Genomic DNA, 22,187 nt, shown 5'->3' with positions numbered 1-22,187 from the left:
GGCCGGGCCCAGGAGTGGCCGTGCCGAAGCAGTCGCTGCGCTAACCAACACCAACCTTCGCTACTGGGTCCCGGCCTTCGCCGGGGAAGCGGAAGGGGTCGGGAAGCGCGGCGGCTGCCCGCCCCTCAATACCCCACGTAATCGCTGAACCGCGTCACGCTCGGCTCGAACTTCAGGATCACCTTGCCGGTCGCGCCGTGACGCTGCTTGGCGACGATCAGCTCGGCGAGCCCGAACACGCGCTCCATCTCGAGCGCCCATTGCGCATGATCCTCGAACACCTTCGGGTTGTCCCCCTCGACCGGGCGCTTGGGCTCGCGCGACGCGACGTAATAATCCTCGCGGAACACGAAGAACACGATGTCGGCGTCCTGCTCGATCGACCCCGATTCGCGCAGATCCGACAGCATCGGGCGCTTGTCCTCGCGGCTTTCGACCGCGCGGCTGAGCTGCGACAGCGCCATCACCGGCACGTTCATGTCCTTGGCGAGCGTCTTCAACCCGCGTGAGATTTCGGAAATCTCCTGCACGCGGTTGCCTTCGGAACTCTTGCCCGAGCCGGTCAGCAGCTGGAGGTAATCGACCACCACCAGCCCGATCTCGTTATTGTGCCGGCGCTGCAACCGCCGCATCCGTGTGTGGAGCGCAGCGATCGTCAGGCCCGCCGTATCGTCGATGAACAGCGGCAGGTTCTCAAGATCCGCCGCCGCGGCCGCGAGCTGGTTGAACTCGTTGCGGCTGATCTTGCCCATGCGGAGTGCCTCGGAGCTGATCCGCGCCTGCTCGGACAGGATACGCGTCGCCAACTGGTCCGCGGACATTTCGAGGCTGAAGAACGCGACCTTCGCGCCGACCGAGTCGGCGGGCTTGATCCCGTCCTGCATGTCGCGCATCCACCGCGCCGCCGCGTTGAACGCAATGTTGGTCGCAAGCGAGGTCTTGCCCATGCCGGGGCGCCCGGCGAGGATCATGAGATCGCTGTGATGCATTCCGCCGATCTTGGCGTTGACGCTGTCGAGCCCGGTGGTGATGCCCGATAGACCGCCGCCGCTGTTGAGCGCCTTCTCGGCATTCTTGACCGCAAGCGTCGTCGCCTGCGCGAACGACTTGATCGCGCTTTCGCTACCGCCGTCGGCGGCAACCTTGAACAGCTCCTCTTCCGCCGCTTCGATCTGCGCCCGCGGATTGACCTCCTCCGACGTGTCCATCGCACGCTCGACCAGCCCGCGCCCGACCGTCACCAAGGTCCGCAGCATCGCCAGATCATAGATCTGCTGCGCGAATTGCCGCGCGCCGATCAGCCCCGCACCGCTCCCGGTCAACTGCGCGAGATAGGCGGGGCCGCCAAGCTCTTTCATCCCCGCGTCCTGTTCGAACATCGGGCGGAGCGTCACCGGGGACGCGAGCATGTCGTTCCCGCGCAGCAATCGGATCGCGCTGAAAATGCGGCCGTGGAGCGGCTCGAAGAAATGCTCGGGCTGGAGCTTGTCGATGAGATCGTCGGCAAGCCGATTGTCGATCATCATCGCGCCGAGCATCGCTGCCTCGGCCTCGACGTTCTGCGGCAGGGAAACAGTTTCGGGAACAGCGGGGGGTGGGGATGCAAATGCGGTGGCCATGCGCGCGGTTTGGACCTGTCGGCCCTTCCGCTCAAGCCCGTTGCGCCGGACCGCTTGGCGCGCCTGTGGATAAGTCCGGGGATAAGCGCGGTAGAACCCGGTAGCCTGCGTGGAAAAGGCCGGGGCAACTCCGGCACAACGCAGGGATAACCCATGGATGAGGTGTTGGTGTCCCGTGGACAAGCTGTGGGAAAGCCCGGGACAGGCTGTGGATAAGTCTGTGGACAAGCTGAGGACAAGTCCGGCAGACGCTGACCGGCGTGACCGTCGTGCGGCCGCCGGTGATGGAATGCGTTGATTCCCCCTGCCCTTCCCCTCTACGGCTAGCGCATGGCCGATCCGCGCATCATTGCCGTTACGCTCGACGAACGCACGATCCTGTGGCGCTCCGCCGATATCGAGCAGGAACGGCGGATCGCGATCTTCGACCTGATCGAGGGCAACCATTTCGCGCCGCAGCGCGCCTATCCCGATGGGTATGCCGGGCCCTATCGAATCGCGCTCGCGGTGGAGGAAGGCAGACTTGCGATCGCGATCCATCGCGATGACGATACGCTGCTGGAAACCTACGTCCTGGGGATGGGGCGCTTCCGCCGTCCGATCAAAGATTACTTCGCAATTTGCGATAGTTACTACCAGGCGATCCGCAATGCGACGCCCGCGCAGATCGAAACGGTGGACATGGCGCGCCGCGGCATCCACAATGAGGCAGCAGAATTGCTGCGCGAGCGGCTGGCCGGCAAGATCGAAATCGATTTCGACACCGCCCGACGCCTCTTCACGCTGATCTGCGTCCTCCACATCAAAGCATAATCCAGGGGTAAATTCGTTGACCGTTCGCCGTTTGGGCAGACTGGTCGCTCTGTTCGCAAGTGTCGTCGCGGCGCTCGGGCTGGCGGCGATCGTGGCATGGGTGGTCGCCATGGGCTGGAAACCCGGCGCGCCGTACACCTTCCAAGGTGTCGATATGTCCGGCGTCGACGGGGCCGTCGACTGGTGGGCCGTCAAGCGCAGCGGCGCGGACTTCGTCTATTTGCGCGCGACGGTCGACGCCGACCGGCGCGATACGCGTTTCGAGGAGAATTGGGCGAAGATCGCCGAGACCGGGATGCGGCGCGGCGCGCTCCACCACTACTCGCTGTGCAAGAGCGCGGTGGACTAGGCCAACAATTTCAACACGACCGTGCCACGGACCGACGACGCACTCCCCGCCGCCGTGGAACTCGCCTTCACGCCCGACTGCACTGCGCGGCCCGAAACCGGGGCCATGCTGGAAGGGTTGCGGCGCTATATCGACATGGTCGAGGCGCACACCGGCAAGCCCGTGCTGCTCAAGGTCACACGGCCGTTCGATACGGCCTACGGCGTGACGGCGGCGATCCCGCGCTCGGTCTGGGCAGTGCAGGACTATTTTACGCCTGACTATCCAGCACGGCCGTGGCGGATGTGGCAGGCCAATGCCGCTTTGCATGTCGAGGGTGTCGAGAAACCGGTGCATTGGGATGTGGTGCGACCATGAAGGGGAATGGAATGACCGAGTCGGCTATCGGACTCAGCTTGATCGCAGCCGCGCGGGTGGCGGCGCGCAACGCACATGCGCCCTACTCTCGGTTCGCCGTCGGGGCGGCGGTGTTGCTCGACGATGGCGCGATCGTCACCGCCGCCAACTTCGAGAATGCGAGCTATGGTTTGTCGCTTTGTGCCGAAACCGTCGCGCTCGCGATGGTGAGCAGCGCGGGCAACCTCGCGCGGGTCGTCGCGGTCGGGGTGATCGGCGGCGCGATGGACGCGACTGGCGCACCAACCGGAACCGCGCCGGTAGGACCGTGCGGGCGGTGCCGCCAGGTCATCAACGAAGCCGCGCAGATCGGCGGTCACGACGTGATCATATGGTGTGGGGCCGCCGAGGGTGACGCAATGGAACGCTACCCGTTATCGGAGCTGCTCCCACACGCCTTCGGTCCCAAGGATCTCGGGCTCGGTCCGGTCCGTTAGCGCTTCGCCGGGGAGAACAGCGCGTCAACGTTGCCGCCGTTGGCGCGCAGACGTTCAGCGACCCGCTTTCCGCCATGATAATAGATCAGGGCGGGATGCGACACATGACGCGTTTCGAGCGCCGCTGCCGCCTCGTCGGTAAGGCTGCCGTCCCCTGCCACGACATCGCAATAGCCTTCGCGCAGCCATGCCAGATACCGCACGTCGGCGAACAGCCCATAACGCGCGCGTATGAACCCGTGCGTGCGTTCGTGCGCAATGATGCCCGAAAGCGTTCGCGTTCCACCGATTGCGGCGGCGGTATACACCTGGTCGCGCGCCAGATTGCTGCGGTTGACGACGATCGCCTCGCTGATCGGACGCGTGAAGGCGAACGCACCCGGTGTCTGAAAGGCAAGGATGTGCCACCGCCAGCCCCCATCGGTCAGGAAGATCCGCCGGCCATAGTGCGGCGAAGAGATGGCACTCCGCCGCAGCAGCCCGTCGGCGCGCGCCAGGATTTGTGGCATCGTGGCGGGCAGCGGCATCTCGGAATAGAGAATCGTGTCGCCGATCCGCTGCTGGTGCGGAAACGCCAGTGCCTCCGGAGCGAAGGTGACCGTTCCCGCCAGAACCAGCGCCAGGCCCGCAGCCAGATGCACCCATTGCGTACGTTTCATCGCAAGCCCCCGCCGAACTGTCATGCCAGGGTATCGGTCACTCGGTGGGATCGCAACAGCACGCCCTTGCCCCTGCGGCTGTTTCCGGCGAAACGGCGGGGCGGTCGTCACACCGTCACACAGGAGAAGCCTTCGCATGTCGATCATGTCCGACCGCTGGATCCGCGAGCAGGCGCTCGCGCACGGAATGATCGAGCCATTCGTCGACGGCCAGAAGCGCGATGGCTGCATCTCCTACGGCCTGTCGTCTTACGGCTATGACGCGCGCGTGTCCGACGAGTTCAAGGTCTTCACCAACATCGACAGCGTCATCGTCGACCCGAAGGACTTCGCTTCGAACAGCTTCGTCGATCGCAAGACCGATTGCTGCATTATACCGCCCAACAGCTTCGCGCTGGCCCGGACGGTGGAATATTTCCGCGTCCCGCGCGACGTGCTGGTGATCTGCCTCGGCAAATCGACCTATGCGCGCTGCGGGATCATCGTGAACGTGACGCCGCTCGAGCCCGGCTGGGAGGGGCATGTCACGCTGGAATTCTCCAACACGACGCCGCTTCCCGCCAAGATCTACGCCAATGAGGGCGCGTGCCAGTTCCTGTTTCTCGAGGGCAACGAGCCGTGCGAGACAAGCTACGCAGATCGCGCGGGCAAATATATGGGCCAGCGCGGGGTGACTTTGCCGCGGCTCTAAGCCCTATTCTCGTTGCGACCATCGGGTCGGAAACGCGGGGTTTACGACCAGAACATAACCCTCGTGGCAAGAGGGACTCCCGTGCACCGTTGAAGGTAGCAAGGGGCGGTCGCTGACATTCCTGTATCGCCCCGCTGAGCACTTGCCTGCGCCAGCGAGAGATGCCGGGAGCGATGCCGATCCCCGGAGGACCCTACGCTTTACGCCCGCTGTGCGTCAGGCTGCGCTGACCTAGCCCTCATACGGCAGGCCCACCCCCGCTATCGAGAAGAGTTCGACCGCCTCCGTTTGGCAGATTCGTCGTTGTGTCCGGCCCTGACAGCCCGGTGCAATGCACTGCTCGGTCCTCTGTCGACCGTCCGGTGCCCGAAGACAAAAAAAGGGCGGCCCCGAAGGACCGCCCGATTTGCGTACCGAACCCTGAAGAAAGATCAAAATTCGCCGCGATACTGTTCGTTGCCGATGAAGCCGAGCTTCGAGACGTTCGACCGCTTGATGATCGCAAGGACCTGATCGACCTTCTCGTACCGTGCCGCCGGATCCGGCTGGAAGTGCAGTTCCGGCTCGGGGTTGAGCTGCGTCGTCTGCGTCAGATACTGCTGCAGCGTCGCACCGTCCGTCGGGGCACCGTTCCAGAGAACCACGCCGTCGGGCGTGATGACGATCTTGTTCTTCTGCGGGTCGATCTGCGGCTTCACCTGGTTCGGGTCATTGATCGGCAGATCGACCTTCACCGCGTGCGTCTGGATCGGGATCGTGATGATGAACATGATGAGCAGCACGAGCATGACGTCGATCAACGGCGTCGTGTTCATGTCCATCATGGGCTCGCCTTCGGCGCCGCCTGCACTGATTGCCATGCTTATTACTCCTCGGTGCTAGCGCACGCTTACGATGACGGACCGCCGGTGGGGGGCGGCTCGGAGATGAAGCCGACCTTGGCAAAGCCAGCCGACTGCATCGTGTAGATCGCGCCACCGATGCACTTGTAAGGCGTTTCCACGTCGCCGCGGATATGCGCTTCGGGAAGATCCTCGGTCGTCAGGTTGGCCGCGCCACCTGCCTTGTCGACGATTTCCTTGAGCTTGTCGGTCGCCCGCTTCAGCAGTTCTTCATGCGTCACACGCGTCAGACCCCAATACACCGCGCATGCGCCGCTGGAATCCTTCGTGATCGAGAGCGAGACGTTCTCGGGCTTGGTCACGGTCGGGTCGTACCGCACGTCGGGCAGCTTGAGCTTGACGCTCTGCACAATCGCCGGAACCGTGATGAGGAAGATGATCAGCAACACCAACATAACGTCGACGAGCGGCGTCGTGTTGATGTCGGACATCGGGGCGTCTTCTGCACCACCAGTACTAATCGCCATGAAAGGCCATCCTATCCGTATCAGTCAGGCCACCCGGTACGTCCGGGCGGCGAGAAAATCGGGGCCGTCCGGCTGGACGGCCCCGGGTCGTCCTTAGACGCGCGTCTGAACGCCACCAGCCTGGCCAGCGGTCGTCGTGCCGGTTGCAGCAGGCTTCGCACCCGAAACCGGGGGAGCCTTCGTCGCTGCGCGCGATGCTGCCGGACGAACTGCGCCTTCCGAAGCAAGGTAGCCGAGAACGTCGGTCGAGAATGCGCTCAGATGCTCTGCGATCGCCTTGTTGCGGCGCTGCAGGAAGTTGAACGCGAGCACTGCGGGAACCGCGACGACCAGACCGAAGGCGGTCATGATCAGCGACTCACCGACCGGGCCTGCGACCTTGTCGATCGATGCCTGGCCAGCCTGGCCGATGCCGATGAGGGCGCGGTAAATACCAAGCACCGTACCGAACAGACCGACGAACGGTGCGGTTGCGCCGACCGTCGCGAGGAAGGCAAGACCGCCTCCGAGCTGCGAGTTGATGACGGCTTCCGAGCGCGTCAGCGAACCGTGCAGCCAGTCATGTGCCTCGACCGGATCGGTCAGGCGGCCGTGCTGCTGCTGTGCAGCAATGCCGTCGTCGACGATCTGCTTGTAGGCCGAGTTCTTCTCGAGCTTGGCAGCGCCTTCCTGCAGCGAGTTCGAGTTCCAGAAGGTCGCCCGGACGCGACGGCCCTGGTTGATGATCTTCTGCTGCTCGAAAATCTTCGTGAACAGGATGTAGAGCGTGAAGAACAGGAAGATCGTCAGGATCGCGGCAGTCGTCCACGTGACGGGGCCGCCCTGCTTCATCGCGTTCATGAAGCCGAAGTTGTCAGCAGCCGATGCTCCGGCGGCGAGGATGGTGGTCGACATTGGGGGTACTTCCTTCTCGATTATGAAGCCGTGCGGCCCGCCGGGAGCCGCACGCCTGGGATGGGTCTTATTCGGGCAGGCGCCACACGACGTTGCGCGACTGGCCACTGGTCCGCATCGGCGCACCGGTCTGATCGAGCGCGGGCGTATAACGCCCACGCCGGGTCAGTGCGCTGCAGGCTGCGCGGTCCAGCGACGAATTGCCGCTCGAAGCGACGATCGTGCAATTCTCGACGCGGCCTGCCGGGCTGATGTCCCAACGAATCTTCGTCGTACCCTGTGCCTCGGCGCTCAGCGCGTCGGACGGATAGTCGTCGTTGGTAATCCAGTCGGCAGGGTTACCCTTTGGACCGGCGGCCTTGCTGACCGTCGGAGCAGCGGGCGGCGCCGGAACGGGCACCGGTGCTGGCGCTGCTGCCCGGACCGTGATCGGTGCGGCCGGCGGCGGCGTGATGACTGTGGTGACAGGCGGCGGCGGTGCCTGCACGCGCACGATCGGCGGCGGCGACACGACCGGCGGGGTCTGCAGCTGCGGCTGTTCGGGCGGCGGGGGCGGCGGCTTGTCAGGCGGCGGCGGTGGCGGCTCGACGACGTCGAACGTGTTTAGCTTTTCGGTAACCTTCTTGATATATTTGAAGGTCAACCCGTTCACGAAGCCCCACGCGAACAGTGCGACGATGACCGAAACGATCACGATCGACACGGCGCGGCTGCCACTTGTATTGCGATCAGCGTAAGCCATTCAGAAACGAAACTCCTCTATTCCGGCACGACGGTCCAAGCCCGATCCGTAACGTCCGCTCGTTATCCGGCCTGTCATGGGTTAATGTATCCTGGACAGGTCGTAACCTCTATCGCGCCAAAAACCACGACGCAAACGCTTTGTCTGGCGCAACAAACGTACAAGCGTCGCGTGGCAGAATTATTTCTGTTTAAAACTGACACGGTCGGGTAACGCATAAGCATGATGACGGCACCAAACCGGCTGCTGGCAACGCTGTTGCTGGCCGCGTCTCCAAGTCTTGTTGCAGCGCAGCAAACTCCTCTGAAACCGCTGGATTCTGCGGTTTCGCAACAAGCAACGGCGTTACCCTATTCGGACTATGCCGACCTTGTCCTGGCGTCCCCAGTCATCCTCGATGCGACGGTTCGGAGCGAGGTCCGGCTCAAACCGGCCGAGGCACCGGGCGTCCCACAAAATGCCACGCGACTCTATATCGAGGCCGATGTGACCGCTCTGATTCGCGGAACCGGTGCCGTACCGCCGAGAATCGGGTACACGATCGACGTTCCACTCGACGCCCGCGGTCGTCCGCCGCGCTATCGCAAGATGCGCGTCTTGCTGTTCGCGCGTGGAGTCGCGAACAATCAGGGACAGGTCCAACTGGTCCGTTCGGATGCGCAGCGCAACTGGACCCCGGCGAGCGACGCTTTGACCCGGCGGATCGTCCTCGAAGTGCTCGCGCCCGATACGCCGCCGACCGTGACCGGAATCGGCAATGCCTTCTTCACTGCGGGCGATTTGCCCGGAGATGGCGAGACACAGATTTTCCTGACCACCGCCGACAACCGACCGATCTCGCTCAACGTGCTCCGCAAGGCGGGCCAGCCGCCACGCTGGTCGGTCGCGCTGAGCGAAGTCGTCGACGAAGCGGCGCCCCCCCCGGCACGGCAGACGTTGCTATGGTATCGGCTCGCCTGCACGTTGCCCGCTACGCTTCCCGACACCGCCTTGCACGGCAGCGAAGCCGACAATGCGATCGTTCGGGAGGATTATGCGACGGTGTTGAACGGGCTTGGCACCTGTGATCGAACGGTTGACGGCCCGAAGGAAGGGTCCGTACGATAGGATGATGTTGGCGAGAGCGGCTCTGGGCTCGTCACCTAGGTCATACCGGCTGGCCCTCGGCCGTCGGCAGGGAAGCAAATTTCCGAAATGCTGCAGAGCGCGCTAGTCGATCCGTAACACTTGTCCGGTGGTCGATCGCGCACCGGCGAGAAACCGTGCCGCGGTGACGACGTGTTCGGTCGGAGCGGCCTCCGCGACATCGATCGCGCAAACCCGGCGCGGGGCCAGTTCGCCCGCAAGTGGCCCGAGCGCCGCAAGCAGCATCGCGCGTTCCATCGCCGAAACGGCAGGGAGCAGCAGGATCACGACCGCCTCCCCCCCCCCCGCCGCGCGAACCGTGTCGATCACCGTCGCGGGGGTGGATTGAGCGTCCGCCACAACCAACGTGGCCGTAGCGCCCAGCGCCTCGGCGACCGCAGCGATCACCGCCGGTGCCGCGTGAGCGTGATCCCGATCGATTCCCCCGCCTCGGCGATGGCGAGCTTGACGATCGTCACCTCGACCTTCGTCACGCGTTTGTCCTGCAGGAACAGCGTTTCGCAGATGTGATCGGCAACCGCCTCGATCAGCGTGAAATGCACGCCCTCGGGCAGCGCGGTGGTCGCCGCATGCTTGAGGTCGAGGTAATTCTTGGACGCGCTCAGCGGTGTATCGGGTTCGTAGCGATCGGGCACCGTCAGATCGACCGTCAGCGAGATGCGCAGCGGTTGCGGGAGGTGCGTTTCCTCAGAGTAAATGCCGGTCAGCACCTGCACTTCGAGGTCATGCACGTTCAGCGTCAGTCGGTCGTCCAAGGGGAACCCTTCATTCGGTACGCATCGGGGGAGGCGTGGGCGGGGAGGTATGGGCGCGCGCCATAGCAGATCGGCGCCGCGGGGGAACAGCCGTCACGCGGTCGCGCTCGAACGCGCCGATGCAGCAGCGTGCCAGCGTTTGAGATCCGCTGCGCCGTCGGGCACGACGAGTTTTGCGGCCTTTGCGAAATCGACCGTAACCAGCGCGGAAATATCCGCGAAACTGTAGGAATCGGTCGCGATCCAGGTCCGCCCCGCCAGATGTGCGTCGAGCACGCCGACGAACATATCCCACAGGATCTGTCCCCGCTCCACCAGTTCGGGGATCTGCGGAATCGCGGGCCACTTCCCCGCCACGCCGCGATCGCGAAACGCCGGGCGCTGGTTGCGCAACACATAGACGACTGCGGCATACCCCTCATTCTCGATCCGCCTTGACCAGCTTTCGATCCGCGCGATGTCCAGCGCAGTCTCGCCGAACAGCGGCGACGGGTCTCCCAGCGCCTCGAAGTAACGGCAGATCGCGGCCGATTCGCACAGCATCTCGCCATCGTCGAGCTGCAGCGCTGGCACGACCCCGCGCGGGTTCAGCGCAAGATATGCCGCGCCAAGCTGCTCGTCCTGCCGCAAGTCGATCGTCTCGCGCTCGACCGAAATCCCCTTTTCCGCCAGGTAAATGCGAACACGTCGAGGGCTTGGAGCCCAATCCGCATCGAAGAGTTTCATCGCTGGGGAGTCCTTCGTTCTTGCGTTCGGCGAGGTGGAGGCTAAAGCGCGCGGCCCCTGTGGTCCATCCGGGACGTGCGGCGGCAAGGATTTGGCCCGTGATCGATATCGTGCCGATTGCCGAGATCGCCCCCGACCGGGTCGAGCATTTGCTCGACGTGGCGTTCGGATCGGGCCGTCACGCGCGCACCGCCTATCGAATCCGGGAGGGGATGGCGATGATTCCCGAACTGAGTTTCGCCGCGCGCGATGCGGGGGCGCTGGTCGGCACGATCCAGTGCTGGCCGATTCGCTTTGCAGGCGACGATGGGCGGGACGTTCCGATGGTCCAGATCGGTCCGGTCGCGGTCGATCCATCGCGCCAGCAAGGCGGGATCGGGCAACAATTGACCGCACGGGCGCTGGAGGCCGCGGCCACGCATGGCCTGGCGGACGCGCTGACGCTGATCGGCGACCCGGAATATTACGGCCGCTTCTTCGGCTTCGACGCAAGTCGTACCGAGCTGTGGCGAGTCCCCGGCCCCGTCGAGCGGCATCGCCTGCTTGCGTCTGGAACGGCGGTGCCGACCGGTGCGGGCATCCTTGCACCGCGGATCCTCGCCCTGGCCTGATTACCGCCGGTTCGGCGCGGCACCGCTTTACGCATGCCGTGCGCTGTCCTACCGCCTCCGACATGCCCATGGAGCCGATCCCCGACCTCGCGTCCCTCTCGCTCGCCGACATCGCGCGGCTCGCCGAGGAGCACAAACTTCCGCCAGTCGAGCGCTGGAACCCGACGCATTGCGGCGACAGCGAAATGCGCATCGCGCGCGACGGAACGTGGTTCCACCAGGGATCGCCGATCGGCCGCCCCGCGATGGTGCGACTGTTCTCGACGATCCTGCGGCGCGAAGCCGATGGCGGCTATGTCCTCGTCACCCCGGTCGAGAAGCTCGATATCCAGGTCGAGGACGCCCCGTTCGTCGCGGTCGAGATGAAGGTCGAACGCGTCGGCAAGGATGCGGTGCTCGCGTTCCGGCTCAACACCGGCGACATCGTGACCGCCAATGCCGAACACCCGCTCCGCTTCGAACCGCGCGAGGATGGGCCCCGGCCCTATCTGCGCGTGCGGGGCGAACTCGATGCGGTGGTCGCACGCTCGGTCTATTACGAGCTCGCGCAACGCGCGATCGAGGGTGGCGAAACGCCCCCCGGCGTTTGGAGCGCGGGCAGCTTCTTCCCGATCGAGCCCGCGGCATGACGCTCGTCGAACGTTTGCGCCATGCGCTCGCGCTTGGCCCCGCCGACGATGCGGTGCTGCTGACCGGCGATCATGTCGATCATGAGCCGATCCCCTCGGCACTCGCGCAGGCGGCGGTGCTCGTGCCTGTCACCGATCGCGTCGAACCCGGCGTGATTCTCACCCGCCGCACCGACACGATGACCCGGCACGCCGGGCAGGTCGCCTTTCCCGGTGGCCGGATCGACCCCGGCGATGCCGGTGCCATCGCCGCCGCGTTGCGCGAAGCCGAGGAGGAGATCGCGCTCCCCCGCGACGTCGTCCATGTCGTCGGCGAGGCGGATCGCTATCGCACCGTCACCGGGTTCGAGGTTACGCCGGTGATCGGCGTCGTCCCGCCCGATCTGGTGTTCACCCCCAATGCGGCCGAAGTCGCAATCGTGTTCGAGGTACCGCTCGGCTTCCTGCTCGATTCGGGCAACCATATCGAAGCCAGCGTCGAGTGGCAGGGCCGCAACCGCCATTATTACGAGATCCTGTGGGGCGAGCATCGCATCTGGGGCGCGACCGCCGCGATGATCGTCAACCTGTCGCGGCGGTTGCGATGGAACGCGTGACGCTCCCTGCGGCGGAATGGCGCGACCGGGAGGAGCTGGTCGCGCTCTGCCGCGTGCTGGGAGCTGAAGCCGGCGAAACCCGCGTCGTCGGCGGTGCGGTGCGCGATACGCTGCTGGGCGGCGCGGTCTCCGACATCGACCTCGCGTCCCGACACGCGCCCGAGGACGTGCTCTCGCTGCTTCAGCGCGCGCGGATCAAGGCGGTGCCGACCGGCCTCGCGCACGGCACGATCACTGCAGTCCTCGCCGATGGCCCGGTCGAGGTGACGACGCTGCGGCGCGACCTGTCGACCGATGGCCGCCACGCCGTCGTCGCCTTCACCGACGACTGGCGCGAGGACGCGGCGCGGCGCGATTTCACGATCAACGCGCTCTATGCCGACCCGGTATCGGGCGAGATCTTCGACTATTTCGGCGGGATCGACGATCTCGCGGCGGGCCGCGTCCGTTTCATCGGCGATCCGTTGCAGCGAATCGCCGAGGATCATTTGCGTATCCTGCGGTTCTTTCGCTTCCACGCGCGGTTCGGCGACGTGCCCGATGCCGACGGCCTCGCCGCCTGCACGGCGCGCGCGAACGACCTGATGGCGCTGTCGCGCGAGCGGATCGCGGCGGAGATGCTCAAGCTGCTCGTCGCCCCCGGTGCGGTTGCCACGCTCAATCTGATGATCGCGCACGGCATCCTGTTGCCAGTCTTGCCCGAAATCACGTCGGCTGGCGTGGCCCGTCTGTCGGACGTGGCGGACTACGAAACCGCGGCGGCGATCCTCTCGGATCCGTTGCGCCGGCTGGCTGCGGTACTGCCGCGCGACCCCGCGCTGGGCGAAGCGGTCGCCAACCGCCTCAAACTGTCGAACGCACAACGCAAGCGGATCATTTCCGCACTCGGCGCGCCGGGCGGCACACCGCCCGCGCTGGCCTATCGGCTTGGGCGCGATGGCGCGCTCGACCGCTGGCTGCTGACGACGAGCGGCAATGAGGCGATAACGGGCGCGCAAGAGATCGCGGCGTTCGAAATCCCCGCCTTCCCGCTCACCGGTGGCGCGCTGGTGCAGCGCGGCGTCGGCAAGGGGCCGGATGTCGCGCGGATGCTGCGGCAGGTCGAGGAGGCGTGGATCGCGGAAGGCTTTCCCGATGCCGATCGTACCGCCGAACTCGCGGACGCCGCGGTCGATCAGTGGCGGCAGTCGAGCAGCATCGCATAGGCCGCATCCGCTTCGAGCGGACGCGCGTAGTAATAGCCCTGCCCGAACGTGCAACCGAGCGCCGCGAGCGTCTGCGACAGCTCGATCGTTTCGATTCCCTCGGCAGTGGTTTGCATCCCCAACGCCTGCGCCAGGCTGAGGATCGCGCGGACGATCGCGATCTTGTCGCGGTCGGCGAGCATGCCGGTCACGAAACTGCGATCGATCTTGAGCACGTCGATCGGCAGTTTCTGGAGATAGGCGAGGTTCGAATAGCCCGTGCCGAAATCGTCCATCGCGATCGTGGTGCCGAGCGCCTTCAACGCCTGCATGATTCCCGCGATCCGGTCCGGATCGCTGACCAGCGCGCTTTCGGTAAGTTCGAGCGTGAAGCGATGCCCGCTCAGGCCGTTGCAGTCGAGCGCGGCCTGAACGACCGCCGCGATCGAATCGCGCTGGAGCTGGATCGCCGAGAGGTTGACCGCGAGCTTGATCGCGCAATCCCCGCCAAGCCGCGCGTCCCACCCGGCGAGCGTCGCCGCCGCTTCCTGGATCGCCCAGCGACCGAGCGGGACGATCAGCCCGGATTCCTCGGCGACAGGGATGAAATCATTGGGCGAATATTCGATCCCGTCCTCGTCGCGCCAGCGCGCGAGCGATTCGAACGCGACGAGCTTGCCGGTCGCGAGATCGACGATCGGCTGATAGCACAGCCGCATCTGTCCGCGCTCGATCGCGCGGCGAAGCGCGGTCTCGATCCCGAATTGCTCGCGCGCGATGTCGAACGCCTGCGGTTGATAGGCTTCCGACTTGCCGGTTACCTTCGACCGCTTGACCGCGAACTGGGCGTGGCGGATCAGCTCCTCGGCGTCGTCGATCGCCGCCGCGCCGAACGCGATGCCGATCGAGCACGCGACGCGAATCTCGAAGTCGGACAAGCGGAACGGCGTCGAGAGCGCGCCGAAGATGCGTTTCGAAACATGCTCCGCATCGATCGCGCCATCCTCCAGCGTCAGCAGGATCGCGAATTCGTCGCCCCCGGTGCGCGCCAGCACGTCCTGCGCACGAAGTGCGCCCTTCAGGCGACGCGCGACGGTAATCAGCAGCTCGTCCCCTGCCATCGACCCGAGGCAGGCGTTGACCCGGCTGAACCGATCGAGATCAATTACGAGGACCGCGTAGCGATCGCGCGTCAGCGGGTTCTCGATCAGCGTCTCCAGCCGGTCGCTGAACCCCGCGCGGTTGGGCAGGCCGGTAAGGCTGTCGGTCAGCATCTCGCGGCGGAGATTGTGCTCGGTCCGCAGTTCGGCGGTCTGGTCGACCAACGCGAGAATGCAGCGTTGCTCGGGGTTGCGGATCAGCCGCGCGAGCGTCGCCTGGTAATGGCGGCCATCGACCACGTCGCCAAAGTCGATCCGGAATTCGGCGCGCAGCGATTCGCCGCGGATGAAGGCGGAGATCTGCGGTTCGATCTGCGCGATCAACGATTGCCGGCGTTCGGCGGGACCGAGTCCCGCCAGATCGAACGCGCTATTGGACGCCTCGACCCGCACCCCGTCCGGTCCGAGCACCACGAGCACAGCGGGGATCGGCAACAGGTCGATCGCCCGCGAAACGAGCATCACCGATAGGGCGTTATTGTCCAACGCGGTCAGAGCACCGACCACGGGATCTTCCACCAAGACAGGATGAGTCCTGAGCGCCATTGGCCCATTGCTAGGGCCGAATAGTTAACAAGCAGCTTGCGCCCCCGTATTTCAGCCCTTTCCCAGGCTGACACCGCTGGACAGATCGCACCGTGTCCGAGCGTTCGGCGCGAGCATGCAGCCATGCGGCTCTGCATCAAATCCCTCTTCGCTGGCTGGCCAACCGCGTCCGGCTGACGAGCCCTCGTCCGGACAGGCTTGGCGGGCGCAGCTGGGCGGACCCGAGGCAGGATCAGCCGAAGCGATTGTCTCGCGGGAACCCGTTCGGCGGCATCCGGCCGGCGGCCCCGCGCGCCGCGCGCCACGGGCCGAGGTCGGTCTCGGTCCGCACCCGCCCGCTGTCGCCGCCCATCTGCCAGCTCAGTCCGCTCGCGAAGACGAAGGTGATCGCATCCGACAGACCGCCGTCGCGGAAGCGCATCAACTGCACCCCCTGCCCGCGGGTAAGCTCCGGCAGTTCGGCGATCGGGAAAACCAACAACCGGCGATTGTCGCCGATCGCGCCGACATAATCGTCCTCGACCGCGACCGGGCGGACGATCTTCAGCTTCGCGCCGAGGCGCGGGGTGACGACCGTCTTGCCCTTGCGAGTCTCGGCATGAATGTCGGCGGTGCGCACGATGAACCCGCGACCGTCGGTGGCCGCCACCAGCCAGCGATCGGACAGGCTCGCGCGGAACACCCCGACGATCCCGATATCGCCATCGAGGTCGATCATCAGCCGGAGCGGCTCGCCAAAGCCGCGCCCGCCCGGCAGCTTGTCCGCAGGGAGCGTGAAAAAGCGTCCGTTCTCCGCCGCGACCACGACCTTGTCAGTGGTCTGCGCGTGGAAATCGAACAGCGGTGCGTCGCCGTCCTTGAACTTGACCGCCGCGACCCCGGCGGGATCGACATGCCCCTTCATCGCGCGGATCCAGCCGCGTTGCGACAGGATCACCGTGATCGGCTCGCGCTCGATCATCGCGTCGAGCGGAATGTCGCGCAGCGGGGCCGCCTGTTCGATCGTCGTCCGCCGCCGCCCGAGCGTCGTCTCGGGGCCGTAGCGGTCGCGCAGCTTGCCGAAGTCGCGCTTCAGCCGCGTCCGCTGCTTCGCCTCGCTTCCGAGCAGCCCCTCGAGCCCGGCGCGTTCGCGATCGAGCGTGTCACGCTCCTTGCGCAACTCCATTTCCTCGAGCCGGCGCAATGATCGCAGCCGCATGTTGAGGATCGCCTCGGCCTGGCGGTCGTTCAGTTCGAACTCGGCGATCATCACCGGCTTGGGCTCATCCTCGGTGCGGATAATCTCGATCACGCGGTCGAGGTTGAGGTAGGCGATGATATAGCCGTCGAGCAGCTCGATCCGGTCCGCGATCTTGCGCAGCCGATGCTCGGCGCGCCGCCGCAACACGATGAACTGGTGCTGGACCCACTCGTTGAGCGCCTCGGCGAGACTCATCACGCGCGGCGTCCGGCTCGCGTCGAGCACGTTGAGGTTGAGGCTGAACCGGCTCTCTAGGTCGGACAGCTTGAACAGGCTTTCCATCAGCACGACCGGGTCGACGGTGCGGCTGCGCGGCTCGATCACGATGCGGATCACCGCGTCCGATTCGTCGCGGACGTCCGCCATGATCGGCAGCTTCTTGTCGTTGACGATCGCCGCGAGCTGCTCGATCAGCTTGCCCTTCTGCACGCCATACGGGATCTCGGTGATGATCGCGGTCCACGTCCCGCGCCCGAGATCCTCAACCTGCCAGCGCGCGCGCACCCGGAAGCCGCCGCGGCCCGTGGCATAGCTTTCGGCGATCGCGGCGGGCGAATCGACCACCAGCCCGCCGGTCGGGAAATCGGGCCCGCGGACGTGATCGAGGATGTTGAACCCGGCGAGATCGCCCGACCGGTCAATCAGCGCGATCGCGGCGTCGTAGAGTTCGGCGACATTGTGCGGCGGGATGTTGGTCGCCATGCCCACCGCGATCCCCGCCGCGCCATTGGCGAGCAGATTGGGGAAAGCGCCGGGGAACAGCTCGGGCTCCTGTTCCTCGTTATTATACGTGGGTTTGAACGCGACCGCGTCCTCGTCGAGTCCGTCCATCAGGTCGATCGCGACCTGCGTCAGCCGGGCTTCGGTGTAGCGGAAGGCGGCAGCGTTATCGCCGTCGATATTGCCGAAATTTCCCTGCCCCTCGACCAGCGGATATCGGACCGAGAAATCCTGCGCGAGCCGGACCATCGCGTCATAGACCGACTGATCGCCGTGCGGGTGGTATTTGCCGATGACTTCACCAACGACGCGCGCGGATTTCTTGAACGCGCTGCTCGGGTCCATCCTGAGCGCGCGCATCGCCCACAACAAGCGACGGTGCACCGGCTTCATCCCGTCGCGCAGATCGGGGAGCGAGCGCGCGGTGATCGTCGATAGCGCATAAACGAGATAGCGATCCGACAGCGCGCTATCGAACGGCGCGTCGGCGATCGCGTTGAAGGGATCATTGGGGTCGATGATGTCGGTCGCCATCTGTTCCGATTAGCAGGCCGGGACGGCCTACGTCCACCGCGACGCTGGGGCTTCGACAAGTGCCTGATGCCGTCGTATCGATGGCACGATGCTCAGATTCGCTTTTGCCGCCGCCGCGCTGCTCACCGCCACCGCGCTCCCCGCGCAGGAGGCGTCTAAACCGCTGCTCACATGGCCCGACCTGACCAGGCGGCCGGCGCCGCAGCCGAATGCGACGGTCGATTACGGCAGCGATCCGTACCAGAAGGTCGACGTGTGGCTGCCAGCGGGCAAGGGCCCCTTCCCGACGGTGCTGATGATTCACGGCGGCTGCTGGACGACGAGTATCGCGGACCGCAGCCTGATGAACTGGATCGCGGACGATCTGCGGCGCGACGGGATCGCAGTGTGGAACGTCGACTATCGCGGCGTCGATCGGCCCGGCGGCGGCTATCCGGGAACCTTCATCGATGCGGGCACGGCGGCGGACGCGTTGCGCGCCAATGCCCGGAAATTCCACCTCGATACCCGCCGCGTAGTGGCGGTGGGGCATTCGGCTGGCGGGCACCTTGCTTTGTGGCTCGCCGCGCGCGGCAGGATCGCGAAGACCAGCGCGCTATACCAGCGACACCCGCTGAAGATCGCGCAGGTTGTCAGTCTCGGCGGCCTGCCCGATCTGGAGGCAACCGCCGCCAGTCCGGACAATGGGTGCGGCGTCGACGTCGTCGCGAAGCTCGTCGGCGCGCCCGGTGTGCGGGGCGATGTCTATGCCGACACCTCTGTCCCGCGGCTGCTGCCCGACGGGGTGCCCCAAGATCTCGTGAATGGCCGGGACGACAAGATCATCCCGCTCCGGATGGGGACCCAATATGTCGCTGCAGCCCGCGCCAAAGGCGACCGGGCGGAGCTGCATGTCGTCGACCACATCGGCCACGTCGAACTGATCGCGCCGGAAACCGCCGCCTGGGCGGAAGCGAAGCGCCTGATCCGCCTGGCGTTGGCAAAATGACCAATCCCGTCACCTCGCCGGAGCCCGGGACCGCCACGTGGCACCTCCGGACCGTGATAGCACGTCAACACCCACCCGGCCCCGGCCTCTGCCCGGGTGACGGAAAGGCCGAAGCATGACCCCCGACGAAGCCCGCGCGCGTGACGCGGCCGATCCGCTCCGCGGCTATCGCGACGCGTTTCACCTGCCCGAAGGGGTGATCTACCTCGACGGCAATTCGCTCGGCCCGCTCCCGCGGTCGACTCCGGCGGCGCTGTCAGACATCGCGGAACGGCAATGGGGAGAACGGCTTATCCGCAGCTGGAACGAAGGCTGGATCGAGGCGCCCCGTCGGGTCGGTGGCAAGATCGCCAAACTCATCGGCGCGGCCGAGGACGAGGTGATCGTCGCGGATTCGACCTCGGTCAATCTGTTCAAGCTGCTCGTCGCCGCCCTGCGCCACGCAGCACCGAGGACCACGATCCTCAGCGAGACCGGCAATTTCCCCACAGACCTCCACATTGCCGAAGGGGCGGCAGGGTGCGTTCCGGGGGCACGGCTCAACGCCGTTCCTCGCGCTGCCTTGTCCGACGCCCTCGACGAAACCACCGCCATCGTCATGCTGACGCATACACATTACAAGACATCCGAGTGTTTCGATATGTCGGCATGGTCCGCGAAGGCGCAGCAAGCAGGCGCGCTAATGCTTTGGGATCTAAGCCATAGTGTAGGCGCGATCCCGATCGACCTGAACGCTGCAGGGGCAGATCTCGCAATCGGATGCGGCTACAAATTCCTCAATGGCGGCCCTGGCGCACCGGCCTTCCTCTTCGTTTCCCGGCGATTGCAGGACCAACTCGCCAGCCCGCTGTCGGGCTGGATGGGCCATGCCGCACCATTCGGGTTCGCCGACGCCTATGCCCCCGCGCCCGGAATGACGCGCTGGCTCGCGGGCACCCCCCCGATGCTGGGTCTCGCCGCGCTCGAGGCCGGGCTCGACATCTGGGAGGACGTCGACCAGCAACAGGTCGCGACCAAGAGCGCCGCGTTGTTCGACGAGATGGCCGAGATCGGCGCGTCGCTCGGTCTGGAGTGCGTCAGCCCCGCCGACCCCGCCCGGCGCGGCAGTCATATTTCGTTCCGCCATCCGGAGGCCTATGCGCTCTGCCAGGCGCTGATCGCGCGCGGCGTCATCGGCGACTTCCGTGATCCCGACATCCTCCGCTTCGGCCTTACCCCGCTCTATCTCGGGTTCGAAGACGTTGTCCGTGCGGGCGAGATCCTCGGCGACATCCTCGCCACGGATGCCCATCGCGACCCCGCATTCCAGCAACGCAACGCGGTCACTTGACCGCCAAGCGATCGATTGCACCCCCGGCATCGATCCGGTATAGGCGTGATCTTCCCTCCCCGGCCCGCGTGATCCGCGTTGCCGGGGCCGCTCATTTCCAGGGGTTAGCGCAAACATGGCACGCCGCCGCCAGATCTACGAGGGCAAGGCCAAGATCCTGTACGAGGGTCCTGAGCCGGGTACGCTGATCCAGTACTTCAAGGACGACGCCACCGCTTTCAACGCCCAGAAAAAGGGGACGATCAGCGGCAAGGGCGTGCTCAACAACCGGATTTCAGAGCACATCTTCACGCTGCTCGGCGCGATCGGCGTGCCGACGCACTTCATCCGCCGCCTCAACATGCGCGAGCAGCTGATTCGCCAGGTCGAGATCATCCCGATCGAAGTCGTCGTGCGCAACGTCGCGGCCGGGTCGATCTCGACTCGCCTCGGGATCGAGGAGGGCACCCAGCTGCCCCGCACGATCATCGAATATTACTACAAGGACGATGCGCTCGGCGATCCGATGATCACCGACGAGCATATCGCCGCGTTCGGCTGGGCCGGGCAGGAAGAAATGGCCGACATCGCCGACCTGGCGATTCGCGTGAACGATTTCCTGTGCGGGCTGTTCGCCGGCATCGGGATCCGCCTGATCGACTTCAAGCTCGAATTCGGGCGCGTGTGGGACAATGATTATCCCCGCGTGATCCTCGCCGACGAGATCAGCCCCGACGGCTGCCGCTTGTGGGACATGACCACCAACGAGAAGCTCGACAAGGATCGTTTCCGTCGCGATCTCGGCGGCGAGGTCGAGGCCTATCAAGAAGTAGCCCGTCGGCTCGGGCTGTTGCCCGAGGAAGCCGATGGCGCGGTTCTGGACATGGAACAGCACCGGCTCAACAAGGGGAAGTAAGCCGCTCGGCTTGCCCTATTCAGCCGCTTCCCTGGCGTAGGCCAGGGCCCAGGCGGACGGGTTTTGGTAACGGGTACATTGCCCGCCGTGACCCGCCCTCTCCCGGGCCCCGGCCTGCGCTGGCTAAGTGCTTCTGAAGATTCGCGATCCGCGACCCGCGCATCCACCCCCTTGCGACCTGCGCCGCGCGCGAGCATAGCGACCCGCATTCCCTACCGTCGCAGCAGGACATATCTATGAAGCTCCGCATCTTCGTCACGCTGAAGCCCGGCGTGCTCGATCCGCAGGGTCGCGCGATTCACAAGGCGCTCGGCGGCCTTGGCTTCGAAGGCGTCAACGACGTCCGCGCCGGCAAGCTGATCGAACTCGAGGTCGAGGACAGCGTCGACGACGCGCAGATCGACGCCATGTGCCGCAAGCTGCTCGCCAACACCGTGATCGAGAATTTCCGGGTGGAACGCGCATGAAGACCGCGGTCATCGTCTTTCCGGGCTCGAACTGCGACCGCGACGTCGCCGTTGCGCTCCGCGAGGTCAGCGGGACCGCGCCGACGATGGTGTGGCACGGCGACACCGCCCTTCCCGACGGGGTCGATCTCGTCGCCTTGCCGGGCGGCTTCTCTTATGGCGACTATCTCCGCTCCGGCGCGATCGGCGCGCGCTCGCCGATCCTGCAAGCCGTGAAGGACGCGGCGGACCGTGGCGTTCCGGTGCTCGGGATCTGCAACGGCTTCCAGGTGCTGACCGAAGCAGGCCTGCTGCCGGGTGCGCTGATGCGCAACGCCGGGCTCGATTTCGTCTGCCGCGAGGTTCCGCTGACGGTCGACAATGCGCAGAGCGCGTTCACCAGCCGCTATGCCGCGGGCGAACGGATCATCGTTCCCGTCGCGCACCATGACGGCAATTACGCCGCAGATCCCGAGACGCTCGACCGCCTCGAGGGCGAAGGCCGCGTCGCGTTCCGCTATGGCGAGCCGGTCAACGGCTCCGCGCGGAACATCGCGGGCGTGCTCAATGCAGCCGGCAACGTGCTCGGCCTGATGCCACATCCCGAACGCCGGATCGACACCGCAGCGCATGGCGGCGACGACGGCCGGCGGCTGTTCGAAGGGTTGCTCGAGACGGTCGGGGTCTAGGCCGGTTTCGTCGTGGGAAACGG

At 65.6% G+C, this 22,187-nt stretch carries 26 protein-coding genes; 15 read left to right on the top strand and 11 right to left on the bottom strand.

Annotation, left to right across the window (positions count from 1 at the left end):
- Positions 1–125: 125 nt before the first annotated feature.
- Positions 126–1,619, bottom strand: coding sequence for a replicative DNA helicase (locus RI03_RS05680; protein WP_026046482.1), 1,494 nt, complete (start codon positions 1,617–1,619; stop codon positions 126–128).
- A 330-nt stretch (positions 1,620–1,949) separates the two neighbouring features.
- Here RI03_RS05680 and RI03_RS05675 point away from each other — a divergent pair, with 330 nt between their 5' ends.
- From RI03_RS05675 to RI03_RS05665, 4 genes are read left to right on the top strand one after another with little or no spacing between them, the layout of a single operon-like run.
- Positions 1,950–2,432 (top strand): UPF0262 family protein, encoded by a 483-nt coding sequence (locus RI03_RS05675; protein ID WP_010215815.1) that lies wholly within the window; start codon positions 1,950–1,952, stop codon positions 2,430–2,432.
- Between the two features lie 16 nt (positions 2,433–2,448).
- The gene (locus RI03_RS24545; RefSeq protein ID WP_238542286.1) at positions 2,449–2,781 is read left to right on the top strand and encodes a GH25 family lysozyme; all 333 of its coding nucleotides are present in this window, start codon (positions 2,449–2,451) and stop codon (positions 2,779–2,781) included.
- Between the two features lie 21 nt (positions 2,782–2,802).
- A complete protein-coding gene (locus tag RI03_RS24540) occupies positions 2,803–3,138 on the top strand; it encodes a hypothetical protein (RefSeq protein WP_010215812.1) in 336 nt (111 codons plus the stop codon).
- A gap of 11 nt (positions 3,139–3,149) precedes the next feature.
- Positions 3,150–3,614 (top strand): cytidine deaminase, encoded by a 465-nt coding sequence (locus tag RI03_RS05665; protein ID WP_010215811.1) that lies wholly within the window; start codon positions 3,150–3,152, stop codon positions 3,612–3,614.
- Here RI03_RS05665 and RI03_RS05660 read toward each other — a convergent pair.
- Complete coding sequence (locus tag RI03_RS05660; protein ID WP_010215809.1) at positions 3,611–4,273, bottom strand: hypothetical protein; 663 nt, start codon at positions 4,271–4,273, stop codon at positions 3,611–3,613. The two genes, RI03_RS05665 and RI03_RS05660, sit on opposite strands and share 4 nt — an antisense overlap.
- A 136-nt stretch (positions 4,274–4,409) precedes the next feature.
- Here RI03_RS05660 and dcd point away from each other — a divergent pair, with 136 nt between their 5' ends.
- Positions 4,410–4,964, top strand: coding sequence for a dCTP deaminase (gene dcd, locus RI03_RS05655; RefSeq protein WP_010162822.1), 555 nt, complete (start codon positions 4,410–4,412; stop codon positions 4,962–4,964).
- Between the two features lie 431 nt (positions 4,965–5,395).
- On the opposite strand, the gene RI03_RS05650 is transcribed toward dcd, so the two are convergent.
- The 4 genes from RI03_RS05650 to RI03_RS05635 all read right to left on the bottom strand — a co-directional run bounded on the left by RI03_RS05650 (position 5,396) and on the right by RI03_RS05635 (position 7,969).
- Positions 5,396–5,824 (bottom strand): ExbD/TolR family protein, encoded by a 429-nt coding sequence (locus RI03_RS05650; RefSeq protein ID WP_010162821.1) that lies wholly within the window; start codon positions 5,822–5,824, stop codon positions 5,396–5,398.
- Positions 5,825–5,853: 29 nt separating this feature from the next.
- Positions 5,854–6,333, bottom strand: coding sequence for an ExbD/TolR family protein (locus RI03_RS05645; protein ID WP_026046481.1), 480 nt, complete (start codon positions 6,331–6,333; stop codon positions 5,854–5,856).
- 93 nt (positions 6,334–6,426) lie between these two features.
- Positions 6,427–7,227, bottom strand: coding sequence for a MotA/TolQ/ExbB proton channel family protein (locus tag RI03_RS05640; RefSeq protein WP_010162819.1), 801 nt, complete (start codon positions 7,225–7,227; stop codon positions 6,427–6,429).
- A gap of 67 nt (positions 7,228–7,294) precedes the next feature.
- Positions 7,295–7,969: an energy transducer TonB gene (locus RI03_RS05635; protein WP_026046480.1), complete on the bottom strand. Its 675-nt coding sequence runs from the start codon at positions 7,967–7,969 to the stop codon at positions 7,295–7,297.
- Between the two features lie 222 nt (positions 7,970–8,191).
- Here RI03_RS05635 and RI03_RS05630 point away from each other — a divergent pair, with 222 nt between their 5' ends.
- Complete coding sequence (locus RI03_RS05630) at positions 8,192–9,076, top strand: hypothetical protein (RefSeq protein ID WP_010215805.1); 885 nt, start codon at positions 8,192–8,194, stop codon at positions 9,074–9,076.
- A 102-nt stretch (positions 9,077–9,178) separates the two neighbouring features.
- On the opposite strand, the gene RI03_RS05625 is transcribed toward RI03_RS05630, so the two are convergent.
- From RI03_RS05625 to RI03_RS05615, 3 genes are all read right to left on the bottom strand, one after another.
- Positions 9,179–9,502, bottom strand: coding sequence for a Rossmann fold domain-containing protein (locus RI03_RS05625; protein WP_010215803.1), 324 nt, complete (start codon positions 9,500–9,502; stop codon positions 9,179–9,181).
- Entirely contained in the window at positions 9,499–9,870 is a 372-nt protein-coding gene (locus tag RI03_RS05620; RefSeq protein ID WP_010162814.1) for a dihydroneopterin aldolase, read from the bottom strand. The genes RI03_RS05625 and RI03_RS05620 overlap by 4 nt, the downstream gene beginning before the upstream one ends.
- 93 nt (positions 9,871–9,963) lie before the next feature.
- Positions 9,964–10,596 (bottom strand): glutathione S-transferase family protein, encoded by a 633-nt coding sequence (locus RI03_RS05615; protein ID WP_010215802.1) that lies wholly within the window; start codon positions 10,594–10,596, stop codon positions 9,964–9,966.
- A gap of 98 nt (positions 10,597–10,694) precedes the next feature.
- On the opposite strand from RI03_RS05615, the gene RI03_RS05610 reads away from it, so the two are divergent.
- From RI03_RS05610 to RI03_RS05595, 4 genes are all read left to right on the top strand, one after another.
- Positions 10,695–11,207 (top strand): GNAT family N-acetyltransferase, encoded by a 513-nt coding sequence (locus RI03_RS05610; RefSeq protein WP_010215800.1) that lies wholly within the window; start codon positions 10,695–10,697, stop codon positions 11,205–11,207.
- A 62-nt stretch (positions 11,208–11,269) separates the two neighbouring features.
- Positions 11,270–11,836, top strand: coding sequence for a DUF1285 domain-containing protein (locus RI03_RS05605; protein ID WP_081504205.1), 567 nt, complete (start codon positions 11,270–11,272; stop codon positions 11,834–11,836).
- Positions 11,833–12,432, top strand: coding sequence for a CoA pyrophosphatase (locus RI03_RS05600; protein WP_010215797.1), 600 nt, complete (start codon positions 11,833–11,835; stop codon positions 12,430–12,432). Before RI03_RS05605 ends, RI03_RS05600 begins: the two co-directional genes overlap by 4 nt.
- Positions 12,420–13,637 (top strand): CCA tRNA nucleotidyltransferase, encoded by a 1,218-nt coding sequence (locus RI03_RS05595; RefSeq protein WP_010215795.1) that lies wholly within the window; start codon positions 12,420–12,422, stop codon positions 13,635–13,637. Before RI03_RS05600 ends, RI03_RS05595 begins: the two co-directional genes overlap by 13 nt.
- Here the strand turns inward: RI03_RS05595 and RI03_RS05590 are convergent.
- Complete coding sequence (locus tag RI03_RS05590; protein ID WP_026046479.1) at positions 13,607–15,322, bottom strand: EAL domain-containing protein; 1,716 nt, start codon at positions 15,320–15,322, stop codon at positions 13,607–13,609. The two genes, RI03_RS05595 and RI03_RS05590, sit on opposite strands and share 31 nt — an antisense overlap.
- Before the next feature lie 232 nt (positions 15,323–15,554).
- Positions 15,555–17,816, bottom strand: a complete 2,262-nt coding sequence (gene parC / locus RI03_RS05585; RefSeq protein ID WP_010215791.1) for a DNA topoisomerase IV subunit A — start codon at positions 17,814–17,816, stop codon at positions 15,555–15,557.
- 88 nt (positions 17,817–17,904) lie between these two features.
- Here parC and RI03_RS05580 point away from each other — a divergent pair, with 88 nt between their 5' ends.
- The 5 genes from RI03_RS05580 to purQ all read left to right on the top strand — a co-directional run bounded on the left by RI03_RS05580 (position 17,905) and on the right by purQ (position 22,164).
- A complete protein-coding gene (locus RI03_RS05580) occupies positions 17,905–18,804 on the top strand; it encodes an alpha/beta hydrolase (protein WP_010215790.1) in 900 nt (299 codons plus the stop codon).
- A 115-nt stretch (positions 18,805–18,919) separates the two neighbouring features.
- Positions 18,920–20,134: a kynureninase gene (gene kynU, locus RI03_RS05575; protein WP_010215789.1), complete on the top strand. Its 1,215-nt coding sequence runs from the start codon at positions 18,920–18,922 to the stop codon at positions 20,132–20,134.
- Positions 20,135–20,249: 115 nt separating this feature from the next.
- Positions 20,250–21,029, top strand: a complete 780-nt coding sequence (purC, locus tag RI03_RS05570; protein ID WP_010162803.1) for a phosphoribosylaminoimidazolesuccinocarboxamide synthase — start codon at positions 20,250–20,252, stop codon at positions 21,027–21,029.
- A gap of 236 nt (positions 21,030–21,265) precedes the next feature.
- The gene (purS, locus tag RI03_RS05565) at positions 21,266–21,496 is read left to right on the top strand and encodes a phosphoribosylformylglycinamidine synthase subunit PurS (RefSeq protein WP_010162802.1); all 231 of its coding nucleotides are present in this window, start codon (positions 21,266–21,268) and stop codon (positions 21,494–21,496) included.
- Entirely contained in the window at positions 21,493–22,164 is a 672-nt protein-coding gene (purQ, locus tag RI03_RS05560; RefSeq protein ID WP_010215788.1) for a phosphoribosylformylglycinamidine synthase subunit PurQ, read from the top strand. Before purS ends, purQ begins: the two co-directional genes overlap by 4 nt.
- Positions 22,165–22,187: the final 23 nt, after the last annotated feature.

This window comes from Sphingomonas sp. PAMC 26621, from assembly GCF_000251145.1.
GTDB lineage: Bacteria > Pseudomonadota > Alphaproteobacteria > Sphingomonadales > Sphingomonadaceae > Sphingomonas.
This window is presented reverse-complemented; position numbering and strand designations above follow the sequence as displayed.

Coding starts and splice junctions, on each gene's coding strand:
- RI03_RS05605 (WP_081504205.1), top strand. CDS start 11,270: ATGCCCATGGAGCCGATCCCCGACCTCGCGTCCCTCTCGCTCGCCGAC.
- RI03_RS05615 (WP_010215802.1), bottom strand. CDS start 10,596: ATGAAACTCTTCGATGCGGATTGGGCTCCAAGCCCTCGACGTGTTCGC.
- RI03_RS05645 (WP_026046481.1), bottom strand. CDS start 6,333: ATGGCGATTAGTACTGGTGGTGCAGAAGACGCCCCGATGTCCGACATC.
- RI03_RS05665 (WP_010215811.1), top strand. CDS start 3,150: ATGACCGAGTCGGCTATCGGACTCAGCTTGATCGCAGCCGCGCGGGTG.
- RI03_RS05660 (WP_010215809.1), bottom strand. CDS start 4,273: ATGAAACGTACGCAATGGGTGCATCTGGCTGCGGGCCTGGCGCTGGTT.
- RI03_RS05630 (WP_010215805.1), top strand. CDS start 8,192: ATGATGACGGCACCAAACCGGCTGCTGGCAACGCTGTTGCTGGCCGCG.
- RI03_RS05590 (WP_026046479.1), bottom strand. CDS start 15,322: ATGGCGCTCAGGACTCATCCTGTCTTGGTGGAAGATCCCGTGGTCGGT.
- RI03_RS05680 (WP_026046482.1), bottom strand. CDS start 1,619: ATGGCCACCGCATTTGCATCCCCACCCCCCGCTGTTCCCGAAACTGTT.
- RI03_RS05580 (WP_010215790.1), top strand. CDS start 17,905: ATGCTCAGATTCGCTTTTGCCGCCGCCGCGCTGCTCACCGCCACCGCG.
- RI03_RS05650 (WP_010162821.1), bottom strand. CDS start 5,824: ATGGCAATCAGTGCAGGCGGCGCCGAAGGCGAGCCCATGATGGACATG.
- RI03_RS05640 (WP_010162819.1), bottom strand. CDS start 7,227: ATGTCGACCACCATCCTCGCCGCCGGAGCATCGGCTGCTGACAACTTC.
- RI03_RS05595 (WP_010215795.1), top strand. CDS start 12,420: ATGGAACGCGTGACGCTCCCTGCGGCGGAATGGCGCGACCGGGAGGAG.
- dcd (WP_010162822.1), top strand. CDS start 4,410: ATGTCGATCATGTCCGACCGCTGGATCCGCGAGCAGGCGCTCGCGCAC.
- purQ (WP_010215788.1), top strand. CDS start 21,493: ATGAAGACCGCGGTCATCGTCTTTCCGGGCTCGAACTGCGACCGCGAC.
- RI03_RS05635 (WP_026046480.1), bottom strand. CDS start 7,969: ATGGCTTACGCTGATCGCAATACAAGTGGCAGCCGCGCCGTGTCGATC.
- kynU (WP_010215789.1), top strand. CDS start 18,920: ATGACCCCCGACGAAGCCCGCGCGCGTGACGCGGCCGATCCGCTCCGC.
- purC (WP_010162803.1), top strand. CDS start 20,250: ATGGCACGCCGCCGCCAGATCTACGAGGGCAAGGCCAAGATCCTGTAC.
- purS (WP_010162802.1), top strand. CDS start 21,266: ATGAAGCTCCGCATCTTCGTCACGCTGAAGCCCGGCGTGCTCGATCCG.
- RI03_RS05675 (WP_010215815.1), top strand. CDS start 1,950: ATGGCCGATCCGCGCATCATTGCCGTTACGCTCGACGAACGCACGATC.
- parC (WP_010215791.1), bottom strand. CDS start 17,816: ATGGCGACCGACATCATCGACCCCAATGATCCCTTCAACGCGATCGCC.
- RI03_RS05600 (WP_010215797.1), top strand. CDS start 11,833: ATGACGCTCGTCGAACGTTTGCGCCATGCGCTCGCGCTTGGCCCCGCC.